This window comes from Aeromonas sp. s10, assembly GCF_040907975.1.
Classification (GTDB): Bacteria; Pseudomonadota; Gammaproteobacteria; order Enterobacterales; family Aeromonadaceae; genus Aeromonas; species Aeromonas caviae.
In genome coordinates, this window is record NZ_JBFOCV010000052.1 from 271,464 (window position 1) to 296,222 (window position 24,759).

General features: G+C 62.0%; 23 protein-coding genes. 17 read left to right on the forward strand and 6 right to left on the reverse strand.

Annotated features, from left to right (window positions below; all coding sequences use genetic code 11):
* The first annotated feature begins 15 nt into the window (after nt 1–15).
* The 6 genes from rfbA to AB5Y59_RS19505 all read left to right on the forward strand — a co-directional run bounded on the left by rfbA (nt 16) and on the right by AB5Y59_RS19505 (nt 9,383).
* Entirely contained in the window at nt 16–921 is a 906-nt protein-coding gene (gene rfbA, locus AB5Y59_RS19480) for a glucose-1-phosphate thymidylyltransferase RfbA (protein WP_139736363.1), read from the forward strand.
* A 54-nt stretch (nt 922–975) separates the two neighbouring features.
* Entirely contained in the window at nt 976–1,530 is a 555-nt protein-coding gene (rfbC, locus tag AB5Y59_RS19485) for a dTDP-4-dehydrorhamnose 3,5-epimerase (RefSeq protein ID WP_042017517.1), read from the forward strand.
* Nucleotides 1,527–2,615, forward strand: coding sequence for an LPS O-antigen chain length determinant protein WzzB (locus AB5Y59_RS19490; protein ID WP_222705744.1), 1,089 nt, complete (start codon nt 1,527–1,529; stop codon nt 2,613–2,615). The genes rfbC and AB5Y59_RS19490 overlap by 4 nt, the downstream gene beginning before the upstream one ends.
* Nucleotides 2,616–2,709: 94 nt before the next feature.
* Complete coding sequence (locus tag AB5Y59_RS19495) at nt 2,710–4,413, forward strand: PglL family O-oligosaccharyltransferase (protein ID WP_202044491.1); 1,704 nt, start codon at nt 2,710–2,712, stop codon at nt 4,411–4,413.
* 261 nt (nt 4,414–4,674) lie between these two features.
* Nucleotides 4,675–5,328, forward strand: coding sequence for a YceH family protein (locus AB5Y59_RS19500; protein ID WP_039040218.1), 654 nt, complete (start codon nt 4,675–4,677; stop codon nt 5,326–5,328).
* Between the two features lie 218 nt (nt 5,329–5,546).
* A complete protein-coding gene (locus tag AB5Y59_RS19505) occupies nt 5,547–9,383 on the forward strand; it encodes a DEAD/DEAH box helicase (RefSeq protein ID WP_368212540.1) in 3,837 nt (1,278 codons plus the stop codon).
* Between the two features lie 81 nt (nt 9,384–9,464).
* Here the strand turns inward: AB5Y59_RS19505 and AB5Y59_RS19510 are convergent, their stop codons facing one another.
* Nucleotides 9,465–10,358, reverse strand: coding sequence for a DNA replication terminus site-binding protein (locus AB5Y59_RS19510; protein WP_039040220.1), 894 nt, complete (start codon nt 10,356–10,358; stop codon nt 9,465–9,467).
* A gap of 528 nt (nt 10,359–10,886) precedes the next feature.
* Between AB5Y59_RS19510 and AB5Y59_RS19515 the strand changes: the two genes are divergently transcribed.
* From AB5Y59_RS19515 to AB5Y59_RS19545, 7 genes are all read left to right on the forward strand, one after another.
* Entirely contained in the window at nt 10,887–11,096 is a 210-nt protein-coding gene (locus tag AB5Y59_RS19515; RefSeq protein WP_010675316.1) for a DUF1127 domain-containing protein, read from the forward strand.
* A gap of 269 nt (nt 11,097–11,365) precedes the next feature.
* Nucleotides 11,366–12,385 carry a succinylglutamate desuccinylase gene (gene astE / locus AB5Y59_RS19520; protein WP_041213176.1) on the forward strand — a complete coding sequence of 340 codons (1,020 nt, stop codon included), beginning with the start codon at nt 11,366–11,368 and terminating at the stop codon, nt 12,383–12,385.
* Nucleotides 12,386–12,656: 271 nt separating this feature from the next.
* Nucleotides 12,657–13,745: a pyruvate dehydrogenase (acetyl-transferring) E1 component subunit alpha gene (gene pdhA / locus AB5Y59_RS19525; RefSeq protein ID WP_041214862.1), complete on the forward strand. Its 1,089-nt coding sequence runs from the start codon at nt 12,657–12,659 to the stop codon at nt 13,743–13,745.
* Entirely contained in the window at nt 13,742–14,728 is a 987-nt protein-coding gene (locus tag AB5Y59_RS19530; RefSeq protein WP_139736365.1) for an alpha-ketoacid dehydrogenase subunit beta, read from the forward strand. Before pdhA ends, AB5Y59_RS19530 begins: the two co-directional genes overlap by 4 nt.
* 94 nt (nt 14,729–14,822) lie before the next feature.
* Nucleotides 14,823–15,923, forward strand: a complete 1,101-nt coding sequence (locus AB5Y59_RS19535; protein ID WP_010675312.1) for a dihydrolipoamide acetyltransferase family protein — start codon at nt 14,823–14,825, stop codon at nt 15,921–15,923.
* Nucleotides 15,924–16,129: 206 nt separating this feature from the next.
* Nucleotides 16,130–16,339 (forward strand): cold-shock protein, encoded by a 210-nt coding sequence (locus AB5Y59_RS19540; protein WP_005302803.1) that lies wholly within the window; start codon nt 16,130–16,132, stop codon nt 16,337–16,339.
* 77 nt (nt 16,340–16,416) lie between these two features.
* Nucleotides 16,417–16,728, forward strand: a complete 312-nt coding sequence (locus AB5Y59_RS19545) for a hypothetical protein (RefSeq protein ID WP_104454402.1) — start codon at nt 16,417–16,419, stop codon at nt 16,726–16,728.
* On the opposite strand, the gene AB5Y59_RS19550 is transcribed toward AB5Y59_RS19545, so the two are convergent.
* Nucleotides 16,715–16,963, reverse strand: coding sequence for a TIGR02647 family protein (locus AB5Y59_RS19550; protein WP_010675310.1), 249 nt, complete (start codon nt 16,961–16,963; stop codon nt 16,715–16,717). The two genes, AB5Y59_RS19545 and AB5Y59_RS19550, sit on opposite strands and share 14 nt — an antisense overlap.
* A 246-nt stretch (nt 16,964–17,209) precedes the next feature.
* Between AB5Y59_RS19550 and AB5Y59_RS19555 the strand changes: the two genes are divergently transcribed.
* On the forward strand, nt 17,210–17,758 hold the full coding sequence (locus AB5Y59_RS19555; RefSeq protein ID WP_010675309.1) for a hypothetical protein: 549 nt from the start codon (nt 17,210–17,212) through the stop codon (nt 17,756–17,758).
* A gap of 94 nt (nt 17,759–17,852) precedes the next feature.
* Complete coding sequence (locus tag AB5Y59_RS19560; RefSeq protein WP_010675308.1) at nt 17,853–18,245, forward strand: DUF2750 domain-containing protein; 393 nt, start codon at nt 17,853–17,855, stop codon at nt 18,243–18,245.
* Nucleotides 18,246–18,334: 89 nt separating this feature from the next.
* Here the strand turns inward: AB5Y59_RS19560 and AB5Y59_RS19565 are convergent, their stop codons facing one another.
* Together AB5Y59_RS19565 and AB5Y59_RS19570 are read right to left on the reverse strand one after the other, a co-directional pair.
* A complete protein-coding gene (locus tag AB5Y59_RS19565; protein WP_139736366.1) occupies nt 18,335–20,185 on the reverse strand; it encodes an extracellular solute-binding protein in 1,851 nt (616 codons plus the stop codon).
* Nucleotides 20,186–20,275: 90 nt separating this feature from the next.
* Entirely contained in the window at nt 20,276–21,169 is an 894-nt protein-coding gene (locus AB5Y59_RS19570; protein ID WP_010675306.1) for an EamA family transporter, read from the reverse strand.
* 178 nt (nt 21,170–21,347) lie between these two features.
* Between AB5Y59_RS19570 and AB5Y59_RS19575 the strand changes: the two genes are divergently transcribed.
* A complete protein-coding gene (locus tag AB5Y59_RS19575; RefSeq protein ID WP_010675305.1) occupies nt 21,348–21,536 on the forward strand; it encodes a hypothetical protein in 189 nt (62 codons plus the stop codon).
* On the opposite strand, the gene AB5Y59_RS19580 is transcribed toward AB5Y59_RS19575, so the two are convergent.
* The gene (locus AB5Y59_RS19580) at nt 21,533–22,723 is read right to left on the reverse strand and encodes an HD-GYP domain-containing protein (protein WP_041213169.1); all 1,191 of its coding nucleotides are present in this window, start codon (nt 22,721–22,723) and stop codon (nt 21,533–21,535) included. The two genes, AB5Y59_RS19575 and AB5Y59_RS19580, sit on opposite strands and share 4 nt — an antisense overlap.
* A 172-nt stretch (nt 22,724–22,895) precedes the next feature.
* On the opposite strand from AB5Y59_RS19580, the gene rsuA reads away from it, so the two are divergent.
* Nucleotides 22,896–23,588 carry a 16S rRNA pseudouridine(516) synthase RsuA gene (gene rsuA, locus AB5Y59_RS19585; RefSeq protein WP_039040228.1) on the forward strand — a complete coding sequence of 231 codons (693 nt, stop codon included), beginning with the start codon at nt 22,896–22,898 and terminating at the stop codon, nt 23,586–23,588.
* A 101-nt stretch (nt 23,589–23,689) separates the two neighbouring features.
* Here rsuA and AB5Y59_RS19590 read toward each other — a convergent pair whose 3' ends face one another.
* Nucleotides 23,690–24,592: a DMT family transporter gene (locus AB5Y59_RS19590; RefSeq protein ID WP_139736367.1), complete on the reverse strand. Its 903-nt coding sequence runs from the start codon at nt 24,590–24,592 to the stop codon at nt 23,690–23,692.
* Nucleotides 24,593–24,759: the final 167 nt, after the last annotated feature.

Sequence of the window (24,759 nt, forward strand, 5' to 3'; positions counted from 1 at the left end):
CTCTGGAGGTGTTCCATGCACCAGCGTAAAGGCATCATCCTGGCCGGGGGATCCGCCACCCGTCTCTATCCGGCGACGCTGGCCATCAGCAAGCAACTGCTGCCGGTCTATGACAAGCCCATGATCTATTACCCCCTCTCAACCCTGATGCAGGCGGGTATCCGTGAGATTCTCATCATCAGCACGCCGCTGGATCTGTCCCGCTTCGAGCTGCTGTTGGGGGATGGCAGCCAGTGGGGGATGCAATTTTGCTACGCGGTGCAGGAAGAGCCTGCCGGGCTGGCCCAGGCGCTGCTCATTGCCGAACCCTTTCTGGCCGGCAACCCCTGCTGCCTGATTCTGGGGGACAACATCTTCTATGGCACCGAGCTGCCCCGCCAGTTGCAGCGTGCGAGCACCAAGACGCAAGGCGCCACCCTGTTTGCCTATCATGTACAGGATCCCGAACGTTACGGTGTGCTGGGGTTCGACGGTGAGGGGCGGGTCGAGTCGATCGTCGAGAAGCCGGCATCTCCTGCCAGTCAATACGCAGTGACGGGCATCTATTTCTACGATGCCACGGCAAGCGAGATTGCCCGGGGCCTGCGCCCTTCGTCACGGGGAGAGCTCGAGATCACCGATGTCAATCTCCATTATCTGGCACAGCAAAGTCTGGAGGTCTGTTTCATGGGGCGTGGTGCTGCCTGGCTGGATACCGGGACCCATGACAGCCTGCAGGAGGCGAGCAGCTTCATCCAGACTCTGGAGAAACGCCAGGGGCTCAAGGTGGCCGCTCCGGAGGAGATCGCCTGGCGCCAGGGCTGGATCTCTGACGAGGCGCTGGCGTCACTGGCACAGCCACTGGCAAAAAGCGGGTATGGCGCCTATCTGTTGCGTCTGTTGCAAGAGCCCTTTGGCAAAATGCACCCCGATTGGGATTGATAAGGCACTCCATTGGGTGATATATCCTTGCCCATTATTCCAAAGAAAACACCTATGCACTTTATTTCATTGAAGATTCCGGATGTTATCCAGATCCGCCACCAGCGTCATCCAGATGAGCGGGGCGACTTCATGGAGCTGTTTCGCCACGATCTCTTCACCCGCAGATGCGGTGATTTTTGCTTCGTTCAGGACAATCTGAGTCGTTCCCGACAAGGGACACTACGGGGGCTGCATTATCAACGCCAGCGGCCCCAGGGCAAGCTGATACAGGTGCTGGCAGGCACCATCTTCGACGTGGCCGTCGACGTGCGCGCCGGGAGCCCGACCCTGGGCCAGTGGGTGGGGGTGTCGCTCTCGGCCGAGGAGGGAACCTCCCTCTGGATCCCGCCAGGTTTTGCCCACGGCTTTTATGTTCAGAGCGAATGGGCCCAGGTGCTCTACAAGTGCACCGACTATTACGCTCCCGAGCTGGAAGCCTCCCTTCACTGGTCGGATCCGACACTGGCTATTGAGTGGCCCCTCATGGACAATGTGCCATTACGCTTGTCAGAGAAAGACCGTCACGCCCCTCTCTGGCAATCACCTCATCTTCAGAGCCCGATATGAACAAACAAGTATTCGATAATTCAGACAGTCAGTTGCCCCAGGGTTGGCAAGCCTCTTCCGGTGATGAAATCGATCTGCGTGAGCTGATCCTGGTCCTGTGGCGCCAGAAAATACTGATCCTGCTGGTCGCAGGCGTCTTTGCCGCAGCAGGTATCGCCTATGCCCTGCTGGCTCCCCAGGTCTGGGTCAGCCAGGCCGAGATCAAGTCGCCCACCCTCAAGGAGGTGGAGTCCCTCGAGCTCAACATCAATCAGCTAATCAATGCCCAGGTACCGGTGGCGGCTTTTACTGCCTTTGACAAGAAGGCGCTCTATGGCGACTTCGTCAACAACTTCAACAGCTTCAACAACAAGCGCCAGTTCCTGCAAGAAAGGGGTTACCTGGATGCCGAGGCCGCGCAGGCCGACGTCACAGACCCCAAAGGCAAGCGGCTGCTGCTCAAGAAGATGGCCGAGGGGATCAGCGCCAAGGCACCGGACAAATTGCGTGAAGATGTGACGCTCTCCTTTGCCGCGGCCACGGCGGGGGAGGCCAAATCCCGGCTGGAGCAGTACATCGCCTTTATCCAGCATCAGGAGTCGGCGGCCAAGGGCAAGGAGCTGTATACCATCTGGCAGAACCGCATCAAGACGCTGCAGACCCAGTTCGAGAGTGCCAAGGCCGATACCCTCAAGCAGTTGCAAGACGATATTCTGCGTACCGAATATGGTCTGCGTATTACACAGGCGGCCGGGCTGGAGGCGCCGGTGCAGAATCTGCAGGAGCAGGGGAGCCTTCCCATCGATCTGGGGGCGCGCGCCCTCTCCGAGAAGCTCAAGATCCTCAAGGAGATCAAGAACCCCGAGTTCCTCAACCCGGCGCTGAGCGACCTGCGCCTGCAATTGGGCAGTCTTGAGGCCCTCAAGCTTGAGGCACAGCCCTTCCAGTCGTTCGCCTATCTGGCTTCGCCGAGTGAGCCCCTGAGCCGCGAGCAGCCCAAGCGCCCTCTGGTCGTGGTGCTGGCTACCCTGCTCGGTGGCATGCTGGGGGTGGGCATCGTGCTGGTGCGCCATGCGTTTCGCCGACCGGAATCGGCACAAGGATGATTGAAGTGAACAAGGGGGGCTTTGCCCCCCTTCATGTATGGCGTGTCGGAAGAAAACGAGCATGAGCATGACACAACAGGGAGCAGTGACGGTGATGTCGACGACAGGGATATTGGGGGTTGTCAGCCTCCTTTACTGGTTGCTTGGCATGCATTTTTTCATGCACAACCCAGGCGGGGCAGGGCTCTATCTGCCGTTCAATGCCTGGGGCTGGATCTTCGCCAGCCTGGTGATGGCGCAGGGGCTGTGGCATGTGACCCTCAGCCAGCGACTGGTGGTCTCGCCGCTGCTGACGGCCCAGTGGCTGGGGGGGATCTTGTTGTTGCTGCCGATGGCCTATCCGGGATTCGAGCTCAAGGACTATGCCATTCCCCGGCTGCTGGGGCTGTTTGCCGGCCTGCTGTTTCTGGCAAGCCTCTATCAGTGGCGATTCGACCGCGAGGCGCGAGACAGGCTGCTCTATCTGCTGCTGGGGGCCGTTGCCATCGAGGCGCTGCTCGGCCTGGTGCAGTACTACCTGCTGGTGCCGGGCAACTGGATTGGGTACGACACCCAGACCAACCGCCCCTATGGCATCTTCCAGCAACCCAACGTGATGGCGAGCTTCATGGCGACCGGCCTATCACTGGCCATCTGGCTGGAGCTGCGCGGTGATGCCAACCCCTGGCTCAAGGGGCTGCGCTATGGGGTGATCCTGGCCACTTCTCTGCTGCTGGTGGTCCTGCAATCGCGGGTCGGGCAACTTGGCGGCGTGATGGCTCTCTTGCTGCTGTCTGCCCAGCTGGGTCGTGAGCGGCGGCTGGGCCGGATGCTCGCGCTGGTGGCTCTGGGCATTCTGCTCGGGCTGACCTCGCAATACCTGATGGCCGGTGCCAGACGAGGGCTGGAGATCTACCAGTCCGGCGGCATGCGCTCCATCTACTGGCCCTACGCCGCCAAGCTGATTGCCCAGATGCCCTGGACCGGTTGGGGCTATGGCAGCTTCGAGTCGGTGTTTCTCCATCACTACATGGCCGACAAGGCGCTGAACCCGGCCATGGTGCAGATCGAGTACAACCTGGATCACCCCCACAACGAGTTTCTCTACTGGGCGGTGGAAGGGGGTCTGGCACCCATGCTGGGCATGGTGCTGATGGGCGGAGCCCTGCTGTGGCGTCTGAGCCGGGCGGGCTGGGTCAAGGGCGCCGCCTTGCTTGCGCTGGTGACCCCCATCTTGCTGCACACCCAGACCGAGTACCCCTTCTACCACGCCATCGCCCTGTGGTGGGCGCTGCTGCTGCTCCTGTATGCGATGGATGCGGAGGTAGAGGAGCAAGGCCACGGCAACTGGCGCGACCATCTGTGCCGCCCCTGGTTGCTGCTGCGCTTCATGGCCATCGCCATTCCCCTGATCGTCATCCCCTTCATGCTGACCGCCCTGCATACCGCCTGGGTGGTGACCAAGTATGAGCGGGGCGGTTACAAGCAGCCTGCGCTCCTGCTCGACATCGTCAACCCCATGGCCTGGCTGACCCGGGTGGAGTTCGACGTGAACGCGGTGCGCCTCATGGTCGGTCTGCAGGCCAACAACCAGGCGGAGCTTGAAGCCTACCTTGACTGGGGGCAGGCCTTCGTGCGCCATACCCCGAGGGCCAACATCTACGCCAACATGGTGATCGCCCTCAATGCCCTGGGGCGCACGGCGGAGGCGGACAACCTGCGGGCAAGCGCCCTGATGCTCTATCCGGGTGAGCCTTTGCTCACCGTGTCGGCCGCAAGAAAGGTGGCCGCGACCCTGGAGCGCAAGCCCTCTTCATGAGGGGCGTTTCAATCTGTCAACCATCACGGCCGCCTTTGCGGCCGTGATGGTTTTTGTGCCCGCCTCGTTGAAGGGGGAGGGGCTTGTTGCCAAAGAGGCTCCTGGCCATCCGTCCACATCGCCGCGCACCGCAGCCGTTTTGCTGTACAAGGTTGCAGCAAGGGTTTCATCGGCTCGCAAAAATGGGGTTATCTGCTGGACGGCGCAAGCGCCTTGGTTAAGATAACCGTCTTAACGTCTTGTTTGGCAAGGGAGTATGACATGGAGATAGTACTAGGCCCATTAGAGGCCCGCGTGATCGGCTGCCTGATTGAGAAAGAGATCTGCACGCCGGATCAGTACCCTCTCTCGCTCAATGCACTGGTCAATGCCTGCAACCAGAAGAGCAACCGGGAACCCGTGCTGGAGCTCGCCGAGCTGGATATTCGCGCCGTCATCGACGAGCTGATCCGCCGCCGTCTGGTGGTCAATACCGCCGGTTTCAACGCCAGGGTGCCCCGTTATCAGCATCGTTTCTGCAATACCGAGTTCGGTGAGCTGAAGTTCTCGGCCCAGGAGCTCGGCATTATCTGCGAACTCTTGCTGCGTGGCCCGCAGACCCCGGGTGAGCTGCGCTCGCGCACCAACCGGCTGTGCAGCTTTGACGATGTGACCGAAGTGGATGCCGTGCTGGCCACCCTCATCGAACGGGGGCCCTATGTGGTCAAGCTGCCCCGTGAGCCGGGCAAGCGGGAATCCCGCTACGCGCACCTGTTCAGTGGCGAGGTGGATCTGCAGGCGCTGGCCGACGCGGCGCCCGCTGGCAACCTTGTGTCACCGGCGGCAGACAGACTGGCAGCGCTCGAAGAAGAGGTCGAGCACCTCAAGGGGCAGTTGCAGGGGCTGGAAGCCCGTCTGGCACGGCTGGAAGGCTGAGCCAACAACCTGTCTCCAGAAGGCGCTGCGGCGCCTTTTTTGATGACAGCGCCGCTCCTGCAGCCCGTTGCCCGGTGGCAGGGACGAGTGCCCTGTCAGCCCTGTCGCTCGCGTACCCATCAAAGGCGCCAGCTTTTTTGCACTATTTCGCGCTTAAGGGTCGAGCCGCCGCCGCTTTCCCGTTAAAATTCCGCCTTTGCACTTGCCCGTGAGTTCTGATGTCAGCCTTCACCCTCTCTTCAGATTGCCATGCCCTGCTGTGCGAGCTGCAATTGCAGCGCGCCGCCAGCACTCGTTACCTGCAAGACACCCTCTATGCCCCGGGCGCACCCGGGCGTGCGCTGCTCGGCACCCTTGATCAGTTGCAGCAGTGGGGGCTTGTCCGTCAACGAACGGAGCAGCAGTGGAGTCTGACGGCAGAGGGAACCCTGACCCTGATCCTGGCGGTGCGTGCGGGGGAGTGCCCCATGCCGCAGTGGTCCCGCATCCCCTCGGTCACGGGCTTGGAGCGGGCACAGGAGGTGGTGCGCGAGCTCTGTCTGGGGGAGGCGGGGCAGATCCCGGCCTATTACCAGAGTGCCGAGCTCCTGAGCCTCCTGGATCTCCCCGATGCTCCCCGCCTGCTGGCAGGCTCCAGCCCCGCCTGGCAGGCCCTGCTGCTCGAGCACTTCGCCCTGCAGGCCCTGCTTGATGCTGAGCCTGACGAGGGCTGGCCGCTGGCAACGCTGGTCGCCTCCTGCTCCCCGGTGCTCTCTGGCCTGATCCAGGCTCGCGCCCGAGAATGGGAGTGGCTCTGCGGTTCCTTTGGGGGCGAGGTAACCACTCACTGGCCTGCACTGCAACAACTGGCGCAGCAGGGGGATGAGCAACCCCTGGCCGAGCGGCTGCTGGGGGCGCTTGGCCAGTGGCAGGGGCAAGAGGCGTCGCCCTGGCCTCGGATGTTCAGCGCCTTGCTCTGGCTCGGCTGGTTGCAACAGGCAGATCCGGTGCAGGGGAGCGAGCAGCGCAAGAAGTGGCAGCGCAGTCTGGGCCATCACTCCCCCCTGCTGGCCGATCTGCTGGGGCAGTGGGCCGGAGATCGCCACGGCCAGGCGGTCGGCCTGTTCGATACCCTGCAACTGCCGCTGGAGGAGCTCCACTGGGGTTACCTCTGGCTCGATCTCTGCGCCCTGGCGCGCCACGGCGAGCAGAGCCCCCAGGTGACCATCTTGCACAAGTGGGACCTCTCCCACGTGCTGGACGCCGAGCCCCGGCATCGCCTGATGGCCTTCTGCCAGGATCTGCTGCGACTCCTGCTTGGCCGGGAAGCCGCCCATTGGCCCCTGCGCGCGTTGCGTCCTGCTCAAGGGGAGGAAGAGGATGCCACCGAGGAGGAAGGCAAGGCCCCCGCCTCGGCAAGCTGGCTCAACTGGCTGCAGGGGTTGGGACGCTCGAGCGGGGTGCGCAAACCCCAGGAGCGGCTGGTCTGGCTGCTCCACGCGGAGGGGCCTGAGCTTGAGTGCAAGATCCAGAAGCAGAGCACCAAGGGGGAGTGGACCGCCGGGCGAAGGGTCGATCCGGCCCTGCTTTCCACCCAGTACGCCAGCCTGCTGGACGAGGCGGACTGGGCACTGGTGCGCACCCTGCCGCGCAACATGGGCAAGCTGCCCCGGGATGCCTGGGTGCCCCTGGCAAACCATCCTCGCCTCTTCAATGCCAAGGGGCAGAAGCTGCAACTGGCCGTCAGCGCCCCCCTGCTGCAACTGGTACAGAGCGGGGAGGGCATGAGCGCCAGACTACATCCTGCTCCCGCCGCCCGCGGTGCGCACATCGTCCCCCTGGCTCAGGATTTGTGGCAGCTTATTCTGACACCGCAGGCGCTGCTGGACAGATTACCGGCCCTGGAGGCCATTCCGGCATTGCCGCCGGCCGGGCTCGAGGAGCTGCAACGCACGCTGGATGCGATCCCCGATCTCCCCTGGCACAGCCAGGTGGCGGGGCTCAGAGGCAACGCCGAGCTGGCCCCCTGGCCCGGCGTTCCCTCCGTCCTGCTCGACTGGCAGGAGGGGCAGCTCGTGGTCCAGCTGGTGACCCGGGAGGGGGACCTGCCTCCCTTGCCTCTGGGCAAGGGGGAGGCCATCGTGCGCCAGGGTATCCGGGAGTATCACTACTGGCAGCGGGATCTGGCTGCCGAGAAGGACGATGCCCAACGCCTTCGCAACCAGTTGCCCATCGGCCTGCCCGGCAACGAGTGGAAGCTGGACGGGGAGCAGGCGCTTACCCTGGTCAACGCCCTGCCCGAGCTGGTGGACGCCGGTGTGGTGGTGCACTGGCACCAGGACAGCGCCCGCCTCAAGAGCCTTGATGAGGCGGCCCTGAGCCTGCGCATCGAGCGGCGTCAGGATTGGTTCCAGGTGGAGGGGGCGCTCTCGTTGGACGAGCACCAGATCCTCGATCTTCGCCTCATCCTGCGCCAGCTGACACCGGGCCAGCGCACGGTGCAGCTCGACGAGAAGACCAGCCTGATGCTGAGCGACAAGCTGGTGGAACGCCTCACCGTGCTCGGCGCCATGCTGGACAACGAGCAGCGCATCAACAACAAGCTGGCCTATCCGCTGGCCCGCCTGCTTTCCGTCATCACCACCGAGGGGGATGCCGCCTGGCAGAATCTCCAGCAGGAGTGGCAGCAGGAGGTGAGCTGTCCCCCCGAGCTGCTGACGGCGCTGCGGGACTATCAGAAGGAGGGGGTACGCTGGATGGCGACCCTGGCCCATCACGGCTTTGGCGCCTGTCTGGCCGATGACATGGGTCTGGGCAAGACCTTGCAGGCCCTCATTGTGCTGCGCATGCGCCAGCACCTGGGCCCGGCGCTGGTGGTGGTGCCCAAGTCAGTGGTCACCAACTGGCAGGAGGAGGTGGTCCGCTTTGCCCCCGAGCTCGAGGTGGTGGTGTTCGACCATCCCGCCGAGAGGGAGACCCTGATCCAGGGGGCCAGGGCCGGACAGATCGTCCTGGTCAACTACGGCATGCTCGGCAGTCTCTCCCAGGCGCTCAAGTCCCGCCGCTGGTCGAGCATGGTGCTGGACGAGGCACAGCAGATCAAGAATGCCGGTACCCAGCGCGCCAAGCTGCTGTTCCAGCTCGACGGGGATTTTCGCCTCGCCCTCTCCGGCACCCCCATCGAGAACCATCTGGGGGAGCTGTGGAGCCTGTTCAGCTTCATCAATCCCGGCCTGCTCGGGAGCCTCGGGGAGTTCAAGCGCCGCTTTGGCAAGGCGGTCAAGGATCCCCAGCACATGGCGATGCTGCGGGCGGTGATCAGCCCCTTCATCCTGCGCCGCCTCAAGCAACAGGTGCTGACGGAGCTGCCGGACAAGACCGAGATCATCCATCACATCAGCCTCTCCCCCGAGGAGCGTCAGCTCTACGAGGCGACCCGGCGCGAGGTGGTGCAGCAGGTGCAAAGTGCCGATGGCCGTGCCCTGATGCATGTGCTGAGCGGCCTGACCCGGCTGCGCCGACTCTGCTGCTCCCCCCAGCTGGTGATGCCGGAGTGGTCCCAGACCAGCAGCAAGCTGGACGAGGCGATGGCGCTGCTGGACGAAGCCATCGATGGTGGCCACCGGGTGCTGGTGTTCAGCCAGTTTGTCGATCTGCTGAGCCTGCTGCGCAGCCGTATCGAACAGCGGCAGTGGGACTACTGCTATCTGGATGGGGGCTGCTCGGCCAAGTCCCGTCAGGAGTCCATCCTGCGTTTTCGCCATGAAATGGTGCCGCTCTTCCTCATCAGCCTCAAGGCGGGGGGCACGGGCCTCAACCTGACCCAGGCCGACACCGTGCTGCACCTCGATCCCTGGTGGAACCCGGCGGTGGAGGATCAGGCGAGCGATCGGGCGCACCGCATGGGCCAGACCCAGCCGGTAACCGTCTATCGCCTGGTGTGCGAGCAGACGGTGGAGGAGAAGATAGTGGCGCTGCACGACGAGAAGCGGGCACTGGCCGACGGCCTCCTGAGCGGCCAGTCCGAGGTGAAGGGGCTGGATGTGGAGAGCCTGCGGGCACTGCTGATGAGCTGACGGCGATGGGCTGTCGCCCGATGTGACAAGGGGAGCATCCGTGATGCTCCCCTTGTCGTTTGTGGCGGTGCCGAGCCTGCGCTACCCCTGATAGAGGTAGAGGTGCAGCCGCTCTATGATGGGGTCACCGCCAATCTTGCGATCCCGGCGTGCCTGGCGCAGCTTGGGCGGGTAGTGGCCCAGATGGGTGACGGCCGGCTGGGTATCGGAGCAGAGCAGCAGGGGAAGGCTCGCCTTGATCTGCTGCTTGCGGGGTTCCCGGTCCTGCCAGAGCAGGTTGATCATGGGGTGGGTCTTGACCGGCCTGCGGATCCGCAGGGCGGCATCCGCCGGCAGGCGGCGAATGTCGTATACCTCCTGATCCACCATCTTGCTCCACTCTTCGTTGTCAAAGAGCGCCGGTACATACCGGCGGCTGCGCTCCAGCATCTCCAGTACCTGCTCCCGGCTGAGGCGGCTGATGCTCTGCTTGTCGGCCCAGGTGAAACCCAGCGAATGGAGATCCCCCTGAAGCCAGGTCAGCTTGCGATAGACCTGCAGGGTGATGACGCCGGGCAGGGCGCCGTGCACCAGCTCGAACTTCTCGTCCCGCCCGCCCGCCGCCTGCACCATGGCCTTGAAGGCGAGCTTGTGCGCGTTGATCTCCTCGATGACGGGTGCCAGCTCCCTGGCGCAGGCGGCAGGAAAGCGCAGCCAGCCGGGCAGACGGTGGGTCGCCTTGGTGGAGCAGCCGGGGCGGGCGCTGTGGTCCTGAAAGGCGGCGAGGGTGGCGGCCAGGGCCGCCTCGCCCGAGAGATAGCCCACCTCGATGGCCTCGATGGGCTCATGCTCTTCCCCCTGGGCCACGGCCGGGAGGGGATAGACATGAGCCTCCAGCAGGTCGAGCTGGCCCAGTTGCCGGGCAAGGCGTGCCAGCGACGCCTCCAGCAGGGCCATCTGTTGACGCAGGGCGGCGGTGGGGGTAAAGGTGTCCATCGGCAGATCCTGTGTGTGTGCCGCTCCCTTGTTCAGCATGGTATCGGGACAACGTGGGGAGGCAGCATGATAAACTACTGTATAAATAACCATACCAGTATGATAGCAGGGTGCCAAGTGTCCGGTGCCACCCTGACGATGGGGGTGACATGGGGGCATCCGGTTCAGGTTGCCTGTTCGTATCTTTTTGTTAAATAACGATCTTGTTGCGATCTATTTGTTAACAAAACCTGGTGGCCGAGAGTTTGCACCCTGCTGACTCGGCGTCGTGCCGTGCATAGCTAGCGTGGGAAAGTGCATAGTTAGAAGTGGGTGGCGCAGGAGAAAATGCTGTCAGGCTGCCAGGGGGAAATTTTCAGCATTATTTCATTTTAAAATCATATGGTTATGGTTATTGCCCTGGCGATATCAACCATTACTTTTACTAATGTCATGTATCAAAATTCGTCAATTGAGGCACCTCCCCGCCCTGACTAAGCTTTGCGCATCAAATCCGAGCCTTGCGCAGAACGAGAGAGGAGCCATATCATGGCCAACATGACTTATACCGAAGCCGGTTACCAGCATTCCAGCGAATCGAATCTGGTTGCTCGCGTCAAGATGACCGTCCTGACCTGGCTGGAACGCAGTCGCAGCCGTCGCCAGCTCTCCGAGCTGCCCGCCTACTTGCTCAAGGACATCGGTCTGAACGAAGCCGACCGCTATCAAGAGACCACCAAGCCGTTCTGGCGTGGTTGATCAGCCGGGCATGGATGCCTTGTTTTTCTGCTGATCCCAGGGGCATTCTGCCCACCCGTCTGCCGAAGGCATGCTGTCTTCACCTGCCGATACCCGTTCACTGATTTCCCTCTCCCGTGTTTCCCCCCGCTTGACCCTGTTGCATGAGTTGTCATTCATTCTCGCCACTTTTGTATCCTTACTGTTTGAATTTGTTTAAAAACTGATTTTAAGCCCGGTTGCCTTGCGTATAATCCGGCCATGGCATTCCAGACTAAAGGGTGAGACGGATGATTCCCCAGCATGACTTTTTGGCCCTGACGCGCCGCCATGAGTGGCAGCTCGAGCCTTTCGCCTTCAATCTGACCGACGGTACCCGGGTGAGCGTGTGGGATACCGGCGTGATCTGCCTGGAACCCGCTTCCGAGGCGGGGCAACCCGGGCACAAGGACATCGTCCTCTCCTGCGGTATTCACGGCAACGAGACCGCCCCCATCGAGATCTGCAACCAGTTGCTGACCCGGTTGCTCGCAGAGGAGCTCAAGGTTCGTCACCGGGTGCTCTTCCTCTTTGGCAACCCCGCCGCCATGAACCAGGGGGTGAGGGAGGTGGAAGAGAACATGAATCGCCTCTTCTCGGGCGCCCACAGCAAGGGGGAGGGGCTGTGCAACCGGGAGCGCATCCGCGCCATGCGTCTGGAGCAGTATGTGAGCCGCTTCTTTGCCGACTCGGGCAGGCCCCGTTACCACTACGATCTGCATACCGCCATTCGCGGCTCGCGCCACGAGAAGTTTGCCGTCTATCCCTTCCCCCACGAACGCCCCCACTGCAAGGAGCAGGTACGTTTCCTCGGTGCCTGCGGCGTGCGCACCATACTGCTCTCGAGCGGCCCGACTACCACCTTCAGCTATTACAGCTCGCACCAGCACGGCGCCCATGCCTTTACGGTGGAGCTGGGCAAGGTGCGGCCCTTCGGTGAAAACGACATGACCCGCTTCATCGAGGTGCGCCAGACATTGCAGGAGCTGGTGACCCGGGATGAGGTGGCCCTCGAGCCATGGCGAGCCGATGACTTCACCCTTTTTGCCATAGATCGGGTGATCAACAAGCAGTCGGAGCAGTTCCGCTTCCTGTTTGCCAGCGATGTGGACAATTTCACCGAATTTCCCCAGGGTTTTGTGCTGGCAGAAGATGGGGATCGGCAATACAGAGTAGAGAAACCGCGGGAGGCGGTGGTCTTCCCCAACGCCAACGTGGCCATCGGGCAGCGCACCATGCTGCTGGTGGTACCCACCCGTTTGTGGGAGTGAATTGACGCCTTTTTGTCATGCTGATCCTGCGCCACGGGCGGTGGCAAGCAGCATGGCGGTGATGGGTATGATCCCGAACTCGATATGACAGGGAGCCTGAACAGGCTCCCTTCTTTGTTTATGCTCGCCGAAAATTCCGATTACCTTCGAAAATAAAAGAAGTTTCTACTGGTCTTACCTGGATGAATCTCGTTGCCCTTTGATTAACATGTTGTTTACATTTTAAATGTCACCTCATGGTGGTGACGCTGACAACGGCAAGGAGCCAGTTATGACCCATGTCGACATCCCCTTCCTTCGTTACCTCGATGAGGAGGGGCGCCCGGTCGCGACACTGCCGACCTGGCTGGACAAGGCGATGCTGCACACCTTCTACCGCAACATGGTGATGGTGCGCAGTTACGACAAGAAAGCGATAGCACTGCAGCGAACCGGCAAACTCGGCACCTTTCCCTCCCATCTCGGGGCGGAAGCGGTGGGGATCGGGGTCGGGCTCGCGATGCAGCCAGAGGATGTCTATGTGCCCTACTACCGGGACATGCCCACTCTCTACGTGAGGGGCGTGCCCATGGAGCAGAACCTGCAGTATTGGGGCGGCGATGAACGGGGCAGCGTCTTCTACAAGGCCGATGGCGAGTTGTCGGAAGACTTGCCCATCTGCGTTCCCATCGCCACCCAGATCACCCATGCTGCCGGCATCGCGGCCGCCTTCAAGCTGCGCAACCAGCCCAGGGTCGCCGTGGTGACCATCGGCGATGGCGGCACCTCCAAGGGAGACTTCCTCGAGGGGCTCAACTGTGCCGGTGTCTGGCATCTCCCCATGGTGATGATCATCAACAACAACCAGTGGGCCATCTCGGTGCCGCGCAAGTTGCAGTCGAGCGCGCCCACCCTGGCCCAGAAGGGCATAGGAGCCGGGGTGCGCAGCCTTCAGGTGGACGGCAATGACGTGGTGGCGGTCTATGAGGCGACCCGCGCCGCCGTCGAGCGGGCTCGCAGCGGCAAGGGGCCGACGCTCATCGAAGCCGTCAGCTACCGGCTCGGGGATCACACCACCGCCGATGATGCGACTCGCTATCGTGACGGCGCCGAGGTGGAAGCGGCCTGGGCCAGGGAACCGGTCAAGCGGCTGCGCCAGTTCATGTTTGAACGGGGCTGGTGGGACGAGCAGCAGGAACAGGCGCTGCTGGCAGAGGCGGGCCGGGAAGTGGAACGCGCCGTTGCCGCCTATGAGGCCATCACGCCCCAGGCGCCGGAGACCCTGCTCGATTACCAGTTTGCCGAGCTGCCGAAGGCCTATCTTGCCCAGCGCCAGCGCATCATCGCCAAGGGCATGCAGCAGAGCGGGGAGGGACTATGAGCGATATCACGCTGCTCGAAGCGATCAATCTGGCGTTGCACCACGAGATGGCACGCGATCCTGATGTGGTGGTACTGGGGGAGGATGTGGGGGTCAACGGCGGTGTGTTTCGCGCCACCGTGGGGCTTCGCGATAAATTCGGGTTCAAGCGGGTCATCGATACGCCGCTGGCCGAAGGGCTCATCGCCGGGGTGGCGGTGGGCATGGCGACCCAGGGGCTCAAACCCGTGGCCGAATTCCAGTTCCAGGGCTTCATCTTCCCGGGCATGGAGCAGATCATCTGCCAGGCGGCACGGATGCGAAACCGGACCCGTGGCCGCATCACCTGTCCCATCGTTTACCGCTCCCCCTACGGCGCCGGCATCCATTCACCCGAGCACCACAGCGAGAGCGTCGAGGCCCTGTTTGCCCATATCCCCGGGCTGCGGGTCGTGATCCCTTCGAGCCCGAAGCGGGCTTACGGCCTGCTGCTGTCGGCCATTCGGGACCCGGATCCCGTGATGTTCTTCGAGCCGGATCGCATCTATCGCTCCATGAAGTCGGATGTGGTGGATGACGGCATCGGCCTGCCGCTGGATGTCTGCTTCACCCTGCGTCCCGGCCGGGACATCACTGTGGTGGCCTGGGGAGCCTGCATCCAGGAAGTCATGCGCGCGGCGCACCTGCTGGCGGAGCAGGACATCCAGTGCGAGGTGCTGGATCTTGCCACCATCAAACCCCTGGACATGGAGAGCATCCTGACCTCGGTACGCAAGACCGGGAGGCTGCTGGTGGTACACGAAGCCTGTGGCAGTTTCGGGGTGGGTGCCGAAATCGTGTCCCAGGTGACCGAAGAGGCGATGACTGCCCTCAAGGCGCCGCCAAGACGCCTCACCGGCGTGGATGCCGCCGTCCCCTACTATCGCAACGAGGAGTATTACCTCATCACCGAGCAGGAGATCGCGCAGGCGGCTCGGCAACTGATGGAGAACCAGTGGCTATGACGCACGACAGGTACGGATGCGCAAGTGCCTGGGCCACAGGGCTCCATGGTGTCTGTCAATGTTTGGTGATGTCCCAGCAGAGGGAGAGCAGGTCATGAAATTTTTCAAATTGCCGGATCTGGGCGAAGGACTGGCCGAGGCCGAGATCGTCGAGTGGAAGGTGAGCGCCGGTGATACGGTGCAGGTAGATCAGGTACTGCTGTCGGTGGAGACAGCCAAGGCGCTGGTGGATGTGCCCTCACCGGTGGCCGGGGTCATCGCCAGATTGTGCGGGCAGGAGGGGGACATCCTCCACATCGGGGCACCGCTGGTGGAGTTTGAAGGGGGCGAGGATGACGGCACCGTCGTTGGCAAGGTCAGCGCCCATCAGCAGCATATCGAGGATCATTTCGTGGTGGGGGCCATGGCGCCCGGCGGCACGCTGGTGCAAGCCATGCCAGCGGTACGTCTGCTGGCGCAAAAACTGGGACTGGACATCGACAAGGTCAAGGGAACCGGCAGCGCTGGCATGGTGACCGAGCAGGATGTGCAACAGGCGTTCGAGGCCCAGCAGGAGAGCGGCAACGAATTCCTGAAAGGCTCGCGCCGGGCCATGGCCAAGGCGATGGAGCTCTCGCACCGGACTGTGGTGCCGGTGAGCATCACCGACGAAGTGGACTTGCGCCACTGGCGCCCGGATGAAGATGTGACGGTGCGCCTCATCAAGGCGATCGGCGTGGCGTGTCGGGCCGAACCCTCCATGAATGCGTGGTTTGACGGAGAGACCCTGTCGCGGCGCCTGTTCAGGGAGGTCAATGTGGCCATCGCGGTCGACTCCAAGCATGGGCTCTATGTGCCCGTGATGGAGAACGTGGCAGAGCGGGACCCGGCTGACATACGGCAGGGGCTGGATCGGATGATCGCCGATGTGAAGGCCCGTGCCGTGCCGCGGGAAATGCTGCAGGGGGCAACCATCACCCTCACCAACTTTGGCGCCATCGCTGGCCGTTACGCCAGCCCCATCGTCACACCACCCCAGGTGGCCATCATAGGAGCGGGCAAGTTGTTCGAGAAGGTGGTGTTCATCCACGGCGAGGCGCGCCCGGTGCGTGCACTTCCCCTGTCGATGACGTTTGACCACAGAGCCTGCACCGGTGGAGAGGCGGCTCGCTTCCTCAAAGCCCTGGTTCAGGCACTGGAGTCGGCACAGGTCTAAACCGCTGTACCCCGCCGCTGGCGGGGTACAAATTTGTTTGCGTAATCGACAAAGGCACGTATAATCTCAACCAGCTTGAAAGGGCGATAGTTATGTCAATGAATATGATGTTTTACATCTTTTCCTGTTGTTCATAAGTAATCCCGTTTTTTGAGCTTTATCCGCTGAAAAGCATAAGTAATTATTTTGAATACAGGTTTAAAGATATGTCTAACATGATCACCGGTACCGTTAAGTTTTTCAACGAAACCAAAGGTTTTGGCTTCATCCAGCAAGAAAACGGCCCGGACGTTTTCGTTCACTTCAGCGCTATCCAAGGTAACGGCTTCCGTACCCTGGCTGAAGGTCAGCGCGTACAGTTCTCTGTGACCCAAGGTCAAAAAGGCCCGCAGGCTGAGAACGTAACTGCTCTGTAATTCTTGCAGAATTTAAGAAAGCCGTGGTACCTCTGGTGCCACGGCTTTTTGTTTTCATGGCTTCATCAATACGCGTCATGGCCCTGCTCTCCTCCCTTTTGCTGACCGTGGCGTTGACCGGTCAGGCCAGCCCGCCAGCGCCGGATCCTGCGGTGAATGATGCCGTGTCCGTGTGCCAACAGTTTGTACATGTTCGCCTGGGAAACGCGGTGAAACCCGATGAGATCAGGGTACAGCCGGTGCCAAAACGGGCGGGAGAGTGGCTGGTCGATGGCAAGATAAAAGGACCCGAAGGTCCTTTGCTGTTTGCTTGTCTGCTGCGACAAGGAGAGCGCTGGGAGTTGCTCAACTTCTCGCTCTGGGCACCACAACCGCTCAATTCGGCTTGAGTGCAACCAGCAGGTGTTGGAGATGCTCCAGCATGGTCATGCCGAAAGGGGTCAGATAGCCGCCATCTGCTGCGGTGATCAGGCCCTGGCTGTGCAGGCGCGCTGCCGCCTGGCAAAGCGCTTCCGACATGTCGCTGCGCAGCTTGATCCCCAGGCTCATGTTGGCCGGATCAAAACACGCCAGTATTTTCAGCTCATTCACAAAATCGTCAGAAACCTGGTTGATCCCACTCATGGATGCACTCCTTACGCTAAAGATGTATGCAACCTAGCATCCCCGGTGCCTCTTTAGTGGGCGCTGGCTCAAACAATTGGCCTTTATCGGGGCCGCTCTGGTTCAAACGCTGCTTTTTTGGACGCTATCTATCACCGGCCCGGCTGGACGCAAACGCCCCCAGCAAGGCAAACATGCTAGAATGGCACCCTCGTTCACCCTCATGACCAGGCGTGATGCCAGGTCATCTTGTTCAAGGCGCGTCTCATGATCACTGTTACTCTGGTCTCTCTGCTGCACTCTCTGGGTCCCCGTTTTCCTGTTTATGCTCCCTCCTTGCTGCTCCCTCTCCTGGCGCAACATCAAGGAGATCTCTGGCTGCCGGCCATTCGTGGGGAAGACGTGACAACCCTGCGCCAGCATGGCAAGGATGCCCAGAGTCTGGCTACCTTGTCGGCAGGCTGGTGTGAATTCGCGGCCCAGAGCAAAGAGACGCCGGAGCTCGATGCGCTGGCAAGCTACGATGAGGAGATGCTGGACAACCTGCAGATGTACTGGCGCCACCCGAGCAAGATAAACAGCCCGATCACCGATAACCTGTTCGAGCTGCGCCGCGAGGTGGTGGACGAGGCCCATGGCGGCAAGCTGGTTGCTGCCTGGAGTACCGCCCAGCAAGCACGGCTTGAGCAGATCATGGTGGGGGTCGCTGCGGGGCGGGATCAGCTCTGCTTTGTGGAAGTGGAGTCCGCCTATTGGCTGAGGGAGCGACTGGGTGAGACCGCGGGACTCCGGCTGTTGACCCCCGAGCTGGGGTGAGGCGATGGAAAGACGGATGACCCATTACTCCTGCTGGACAAGGGGTCGGCAAGATGTGAACATGTCGCCCTTTAATGAACGAGAGACTTGACCGATGAGCTATGAACTTAGCGACACCGAGCGCAATGCCGCGCTGCAACTGAACGCCGATTACCGCTTTGATCACTTCATCAGCAAGCTGGTCGAGCACGAAGAGCTGTTTGTCCTGACCGACGAACACGGCGTCATGATGCTGACGACCGAAGAGGAAGACTGCATCCCGGTATGGCCGCATCCCGACTACGCCAAGGCCTGGGCCGAAGGGGAGTGGGCCGAGTGCAAGCCGCAATCCATCACCCTCAAGGTGTGGCTGGATCGCTGGGTGGACGGCATGGAGCAGGATGATCTCTGCGTGGCCGTGTTCCCGACGCCGGATCAGGAAGGCATTGTGCTGGACCCGGCCGACGTCGCCGACGCCATTGCGCAAAAGCAGGCCAAACGCGGCTGAATGCCCTCTGCCTGGTGCCATCCCGGTTGTAACAAAGACCCCGCCAATGTGCGGGGTCTTTTGTTTTGGGGCTGACGGTGCCAGCTGCCCTATTTCTGTTGGTAGGTGGTATCCGTGATGGTCACTGGCGGGAAGGTCTGCCCCCCTTTGATGGCGGCCCGGGTCTGCGCCTTTGCCGCTTCGTCAATCCAGAGCAGGCCGCCGAAGCTGTAACCCGAGTTGGAGCCGTCGAGGGGCCAGTAGAGCAAGTCGCTCTGAGGGGTTGCCGGCACCTTGGGCAGGCGTATCCAGCGCCAGGCGCCGGCCCGGGTATAGGGCACCTGATAGGCGGGGACGAAGCTGGCGAGCTCATAGAGTCGCTGCTGGATCTGGCGGGAGAGGTCGGCCTTCTTGCCGAAATCGAACGCCTTGTCGTATTGCTCCACCAGGGCCGAGATCCTGTCGTCATCGATGTTCATGATGTTGTTGGTCTGGGGCTTGTTGGCATTGACCCTGTGGAAGTGTTCCCAATAGGCGGGATAACGACCACCGCTCCAGGCCATCCAGGCACTCTGGTGTTTTTTCTCCAGCATGGATTTGAAGCCGGCAGACGCATCCATCAGATTGAGCTCGAGGTTGAGCCCCGCCTTTTTCGCCTCTTCCCGCAGCAGGGTGAGACGCTGGGCATGTTCCGCCGTGGTGTAGGTGATGCTGAGGGAGAGGGGCTGGCCCTTGTCGTTTCGCAAGATGCCATCCGGTCCGGTCTTGGTAAAGCCCGCCTTGGCAAAGAATTCGCGAGCAAGGGCGGGATCGAAGGGGCGCGCCTTGAGGTCGGTATTGGTGAAATCTCCCTGGCCCGAGCCATAGGTGTTGAGACGCTGGTAGTCCCCCCGCAGCAGGGTCGCGATCATCTTGTCCAGGGCGAGGGCGTGCTGGATGCCGAGTCTGACGTCGAGATTGCTCAGCAAGGGATCGGCGGTGTTGAGATAGAGCCCCATGGGGGGCTGAGGCGTCTGGTTGTAGAACCAGAGCCGCTCGATATAGCCCTTCTCGAATTCGGCGGTTTTGCTCTTGTCATGCCACCAGTTGGGCATCACGAGTGGGAAGGTGTCGAGCTCACCGCGCAGGAAGTGCTGCCAGGCGATGTTCTGATCCCTGAGCACCTTGATCTCGATGCGATCCGGATTGAAGCGGTGCTGGAAGTAGCGCTCGTCGTTCCCCCACCAATCCTTGACCCGGTCGAAGGTAACCGACTTGCCCTTCCTGAGCTCGCCAATCTGGTAGGGGCCGGTGACCGGCAGCACCTTCCAGTTGTACTCCTTGACCCAGTTGGCGGTCAGCTTGATGGCGTGGCTGGGCTCCGGGGTGAAGGGGAGAGCTTCGAGCAGATCTTCCCGGCTCTTCTCGGTGCCGCTGGTGATGGCGAGGGTGTGATCGTCAAACTTGGTCACTTCGCTTATCTGGGTGCTGTAGTAGTTGTTGTACCAGGGGTCGTTGATCTCCTTGCTGCGCATCATCTTGAGGGTGAAGACCCAGTCATCCGCAGTGACGGGCTGGCCGTCCGACCAGCGGGCCTTGGGGTTGATGCGAAAATAGAGCGTCTTGTTATCCGTGCCGAAAGCCCACTGGTTGGCCAGCATGGGGATGGGATTACGCGTCACGGGATGGGTGCTCAGGAGCGGCAGGTTGGTCTCGCGCACGTAGGCTGCAAAACCGCCGTTGGAATCCGGCCCGTATTTGCGCAAGGTGAGCGGAAAGCTCGACATGAAATCCCGGAAGGTGCCGCCTCGCTTGGCCTCGGGGTCTGCATAGACGGGGTCGGTGTCGTTGCTCTCCCATTTGAGATCTGCCGGCAGGGTGGCACTCCAGCCGAACGGGCTCCAGCAGAAGGGGAGCAGCATGGCCGTGACCCGCATGATGCCTGGTAAAGAGGGGATGATCGAAAGTGACGGATGACGCATGTCCTTGCTCTCCTGATGATGGCGTCCTGCCGAAATAACGGGGTGGGCCCAAGAGGGCCTGACCCATGATGGGAAGTTTCCCGGGCGAGGTCAATCCTCGGTTTGGGTCTTCAAGAAGCGCATCTTGCCCCCCAGCAGATGCACCACGAAGCCGAGCAGTACCAGACCCGAGCCCAGCCATTGCAGGGGAGTGGGGTGTTCATCGAGCAGCAGGGCGGCGGCCACCATGCCGACACAGGGCACCAGCAGGGAGAGGGGGGCAACCTGGGCCACCGGATAGCGCATCAGCAGCCTCCCCCACAGGCCATAACCGAGCCAGGTGGCGATAAACGAGAGATAGAGCACGCACAAGACGCCCTGCCAACGGATGTTGAGCAGGCTGCTTGCGATGAGTTCGGGCCCCTCGAACAGCCAGGAGAGCGCGAAGAAGGGCAGGATGGGCACCAGCCCGCCCCAGGCGACCAGGCTCGGCAGAGAGGTGCGATAGCGCAGACCTATCTGGCGATTGATGACGTTGCCGAGGCCCCAGCAGGCGGCTGCGCACAGCGTCAGCACAAATCCGATGAGGGTGAGGTTGCCCTCCCCATGGGTGGCAATGAGATAAAGACCTGCTCCCGCCAGCGGCAGTGCTACCCAGTGGTGGGGCTGCCAGCGCTCTCCCAGCCAGATCATGGCGAACAGCAGGGTGAAGACCACCTGGGATTGCAGCACCAGGGAGGCCATGCCGGCGGGCATGCCGAATTTCATGGCACAGAACAGGAAGGCAAACTGGCCCAGGCTGATGGCACCGCCATAGGCCAGCAGCCAGCGCCAGGGCATGGCAGGCCTGGGAACCAGCAGAATGGCGGGGAAGACGACTCCGACGAAACGCAGTGCTCCCAGCAGCAGTGGGGGGATGCCTTCCAGCCCCCACTTGATGGCAACGAAGTTGAGTCCCCAGCAGAGAATGACCAGGGCGGCCAGACACTTGTCCTTGGTTTGCATGCAGCATCCTTGTTTGAGCGGCGCCGGCACGGCAGGGCGCCGAAGGGGTCGAGCATACCTGCTACAGGGTGGGCACCGTCAAGGGCGCAGGTGTCTGCCGGGCGAGTGCGGGCGGGCTAAGCTAAAAGTGAGAGCCCGGATTGACGGGCTGGCGTCGATGGCTGACCGGAGGTATTCCATGAGCGACCATACCCTGCTGCCCCATGGTGAAGACTTGCGCCGCGCGGTGCGCTGGCTCAGCGAACACCATCAACACGACATCCGGGCCATCGAAGAGGCCTGCCTGCGCTTCGATCTCTCCCCGCTGGATGAGGAGTTCCTGATTCGCCATTGCCGCGAGCAGCCGCCAACAAGCCGGACAGGTTAGACGAAGTTGGCCAGGTTGATGCCAAACTCCTTGGGGTCCACCGTGCTCTCTATGGTCTCCTGAACCCCGTTTTTGGCGAGATCCAGCCACTGCACCTCGAGATAATGGCGATGGCCTGCGTGATAGATCACCTTGACCACGGGCTTGAGCGGTTGCTGTTCGTTGCGCTGCATCACGATGGCCAGGCGCTGGTTGGAGAGCTGCACCAGGGTACCCACCGGATAGACCCCCATGCACTTGATGAACCTGGTTACCAGGTCGGCATCAAAATGCAGATCAACCCCCTTGAGCAGAATGCGAAACGCCTGGGTTGGCTGCATGCCCTGTTTGTAGACCCTGTCTGCCGTCACCGCATCGTAAACATCGACGATGCCGCTCATGCGGGTGTAGAGGGAGAGCTGATCCCCCTTGAGGCGCCGCGGGTAGCCGGTGCCATCGATCCGCTCGTGATGGTTGGCGGCCACCTCCAGCATGATGGGGGTGATGCCGGCGGTGGCGGCCAGGATGTCGTGGCTGTGGACCACGTGCTCGCGCATCACCTCCAGCTCCTCATCGGTGAGCTTGCCCGGTTTGTTGAGCACCTCGTCCGGGGTCATGATCTTGCCCACGTCGTGGAGCAGGCCACCCAGGGTCAGCTCCTTGAGCACGCTGCGATCCAGCCCCAGGTAGCGGCCGAAGTTCGCCAGGAGGATGGCGACATTCATGGAGTGCTCCATCAGGTAGGCATCCTTGGCACGGATCCGCGCCAGACAGAGCATGGCATCGCCGTGGGTGAACATGGTATCGACCATCTCTTCGGCCACGGCGGCAAGGGGCGTGATGTCGATGGGCTCACCGGCCTTGAGATGGCGAATGAACTTGCCCTGGAGTTCGCGCGCTTCCTGATAGAGCCGACGGATCTTGAGCTCGCGCCCTTCACCACTGCCGATCTGACGAGAGGAGCCCGCCCCGTTTGTCACCACATCCGCCGGGCTTGCCGTGCCCCCTCCCGGCAGCTTGCTGCGGGCAAGATCCACCCGCACCGTCAGCACGCCACGCCGGATCAGCGCCTCCACCTGCTGAGGGTTGGTCACCATGCCCGTCTGGGCAATTTCCATGGCGCCGGTCTGGCTGGCAATGGCAATGACGTACATGCCAGGTTTCAACTGGCTGACGGGGATGACGGGGTGAGACTTCGTCGGCTTCATGGGTACATCCTGGGCTTATTATTATGTGTGATGTCGGTCTGCTGACGGCAGTCTATCACTGGCACATCATGGCGTCAGGCGCCATCTTGAGTCCCTGTCGCTTAGTACTGGTGTTGTCGGGTCTGACCGATATAATGTCGCCCCCAATCATGATGGATTCCGAGGTTTTTGCATGCGGCTCGACAAATTTCTTTGCGATTGCTCCGATTTGACCCGTTCCCAGGCGGGCAAGCTGATCCGTCAGGGGGAAGTGCTGGTAGACGGCGTGCTGGTCAAGCAGCCCGCCTTTCACATCAATGAGCAACACCAGATCGAGTTTGACGGTGTGACCTTGACCCTGAACCTGCAGAATCGCTACTTCATGCTGCACAAGCCGGAAGGATATGTCTGCTCCAACGAGGACCCGGATCACGCCACCGTGTTCCACCTGCTCGACGAGCCGGCCATGGGCAAACTGCATGTGGTGGGGCGCCTCGATCTCGATACCACCGGGCTGGTGCTGATCACCGATGACGGCCAGTGGTCCCATCGCATCACGTCGCCCCGGCACGAGTGTGCGAAGACCTACCATGTCTGGCTGGCTGATCCCGTGAGTGAAGAGGCTATCTCGCTCTTTGCCGACGGTATCTACCTGCGCAACGAGAACGACAAGACCCGCCCTGCGGAGCTGGAAATCCTGGACGAGCGGGAAGCACGCCTGACCATCCACGAGGGCAAGTATCACCAGGTGAAGCGGATGTTCGCCGCCATCGGCAACAAGGTGGTCGGGCTGCATCGGGAACGCATCGGCGATCTGGCTCTGGACGATGAGCTGGCACCGGGGGAATACCGGGAGCTGACCGAAGAGGAAGTGGCTCTGTTCTAGGGGCGCGATCGCCTCTCTCCCTGTCCGGCACGGGGGAGCATCGGCGGCTCAGTGCCGCCGATGGGCGTGTTGGTCCTTCCTTCTTGCAGGAGAGACGGGGCTCAGTTCCCCATTCCCAGCACCAGGGCCGTGCCCAGGGTGGCCAGCAGGGCTCCGGCCCAGGCGGGGAGCGAGGGACGCATCCCCGAGTGCCACCACAGCAAGGGCAGCAGAATGACCGGTGTGGTGGAAGACAAGATGGCCACCATGCCCACATCTCCCTGACGCAGGGCCACCAGGATCAGGGTCATTCCCAGCGTCATCGCCAGAAATCCGTTGATGCCTATCATGCCGAGCACCTGCCGGTTGATGGGGTTGTGCGGCATGGCGAGCGGCAGGCGAAGTGCCCGCAAGACGCAGTGTGCCAAGAGGGCGCTGCCCATGCGCACGCCGGAAGCGCTCACCGCGTCCACGGTGCCGCTCATCATCACCGGCTTGGCGATGATGGCTCCGAGGCTCTGGCACAGGGCTGCGGTGAGGCCAAGGGCTATGCCGACCACGAGGCGGCCGCGCACCAGCTCCCATTCGTTCTGCGGGTTGTCGCCACGACGACCAAACAGGATGGCGAGCATGACCCCGGCCAGGACCAGCAAGGCGCCTGGCAGGCGCCAACCATCGAGCCGCTCGCCAAAGAGCCAGAGCCCGAGCAGGGCGGAGAAGAGGGCGTGGCAGGAGAAGAGCAGACCGCTGCGCCTGGGGCCGAGTCGGTTCATGCAGGCAAAGAGGGCGGTGTCGCCGACGAAGATGCCGATGAGGCCGGAGAGGGCCAGCAGGGGAAGGGCGCTCTCGGTGAGGGTCTGCCAGCCTCCCGTCACCAGACTTGCGCTGGCCAGCATCAGGCTGACCAGGAACATCCGCCAGCGGCTGTAGGCAAAGGCCCCCAGATGGCGAGCCGGTTTGACGGAGATGAGGGCGGCGATCGCCCATAAACTGGCGGCAGCCAGCGCCAGCCATTCGTAACCCATAAAGACCCCTGAAACGGTAGACGACAACCGGACTTGCAGGCGACACATCGCCCCGGGCCGATTGCCAACGGGGCAGGGGAGTGCGCCTTCTGGCGATTGCGCCCACCCGTGGCGGCCGTGTCGTCATAAAACCTTGAAAAAAATAGCCCGAAAGACTCCCTCTATCG

Coding starts and splice junctions, on each gene's coding strand:
- AB5Y59_RS19580 (WP_041213169.1), bottom strand. CDS start 22,723: ATGAAGCCGACGAAGTCTCACCCCGTCATCCCCGTCAGCCAGTTGAAA.
- AB5Y59_RS19565 (WP_139736366.1), bottom strand. CDS start 20,185: ATGCGTCATCCGTCACTTTCGATCATCCCCTCTTTACCAGGCATCATG.
- AB5Y59_RS19505 (WP_368212540.1), top strand. CDS start 5,547: ATGTCAGCCTTCACCCTCTCTTCAGATTGCCATGCCCTGCTGTGCGAG.
- AB5Y59_RS19540 (WP_005302803.1), top strand. CDS start 16,130: ATGTCTAACATGATCACCGGTACCGTTAAGTTTTTCAACGAAACCAAA.
- AB5Y59_RS19590 (WP_139736367.1), bottom strand. CDS start 24,592: ATGGGTTACGAATGGCTGGCGCTGGCTGCCGCCAGTTTATGGGCGATC.
- AB5Y59_RS19530 (WP_139736365.1), top strand. CDS start 13,742: ATGAGCGATATCACGCTGCTCGAAGCGATCAATCTGGCGTTGCACCAC.
- AB5Y59_RS19515 (WP_010675316.1), top strand. CDS start 10,887: ATGGCCAACATGACTTATACCGAAGCCGGTTACCAGCATTCCAGCGAA.
- AB5Y59_RS19555 (WP_010675309.1), top strand. CDS start 17,210: ATGATCACTGTTACTCTGGTCTCTCTGCTGCACTCTCTGGGTCCCCGT.
- AB5Y59_RS19495 (WP_202044491.1), top strand. CDS start 2,710: ATGTCGACGACAGGGATATTGGGGGTTGTCAGCCTCCTTTACTGGTTG.
- AB5Y59_RS19560 (WP_010675308.1), top strand. CDS start 17,853: ATGAGCTATGAACTTAGCGACACCGAGCGCAATGCCGCGCTGCAACTG.
- AB5Y59_RS19510 (WP_039040220.1), bottom strand. CDS start 10,358: ATGGACACCTTTACCCCCACCGCCGCCCTGCGTCAACAGATGGCCCTG.
- astE (WP_041213176.1), top strand. CDS start 11,366: ATGATTCCCCAGCATGACTTTTTGGCCCTGACGCGCCGCCATGAGTGG.
- AB5Y59_RS19545 (WP_104454402.1), top strand. CDS start 16,417: ATGGCCCTGCTCTCCTCCCTTTTGCTGACCGTGGCGTTGACCGGTCAG.
- rfbA (WP_139736363.1), top strand. CDS start 16: ATGCACCAGCGTAAAGGCATCATCCTGGCCGGGGGATCCGCCACCCGT.
- rsuA (WP_039040228.1), top strand. CDS start 22,896: ATGCGGCTCGACAAATTTCTTTGCGATTGCTCCGATTTGACCCGTTCC.
- AB5Y59_RS19490 (WP_222705744.1), top strand. CDS start 1,527: ATGAACAAACAAGTATTCGATAATTCAGACAGTCAGTTGCCCCAGGGT.
- AB5Y59_RS19575 (WP_010675305.1), top strand. CDS start 21,348: ATGAGCGACCATACCCTGCTGCCCCATGGTGAAGACTTGCGCCGCGCG.
- AB5Y59_RS19535 (WP_010675312.1), top strand. CDS start 14,823: ATGAAATTTTTCAAATTGCCGGATCTGGGCGAAGGACTGGCCGAGGCC.
- AB5Y59_RS19500 (WP_039040218.1), top strand. CDS start 4,675: ATGGAGATAGTACTAGGCCCATTAGAGGCCCGCGTGATCGGCTGCCTG.
- AB5Y59_RS19550 (WP_010675310.1), bottom strand. CDS start 16,963: ATGAGTGGGATCAACCAGGTTTCTGACGATTTTGTGAATGAGCTGAAA.
- pdhA (WP_041214862.1), top strand. CDS start 12,657: ATGACCCATGTCGACATCCCCTTCCTTCGTTACCTCGATGAGGAGGGG.
- rfbC (WP_042017517.1), top strand. CDS start 976: ATGCACTTTATTTCATTGAAGATTCCGGATGTTATCCAGATCCGCCAC.
- AB5Y59_RS19570 (WP_010675306.1), bottom strand. CDS start 21,169: ATGCAAACCAAGGACAAGTGTCTGGCCGCCCTGGTCATTCTCTGCTGG.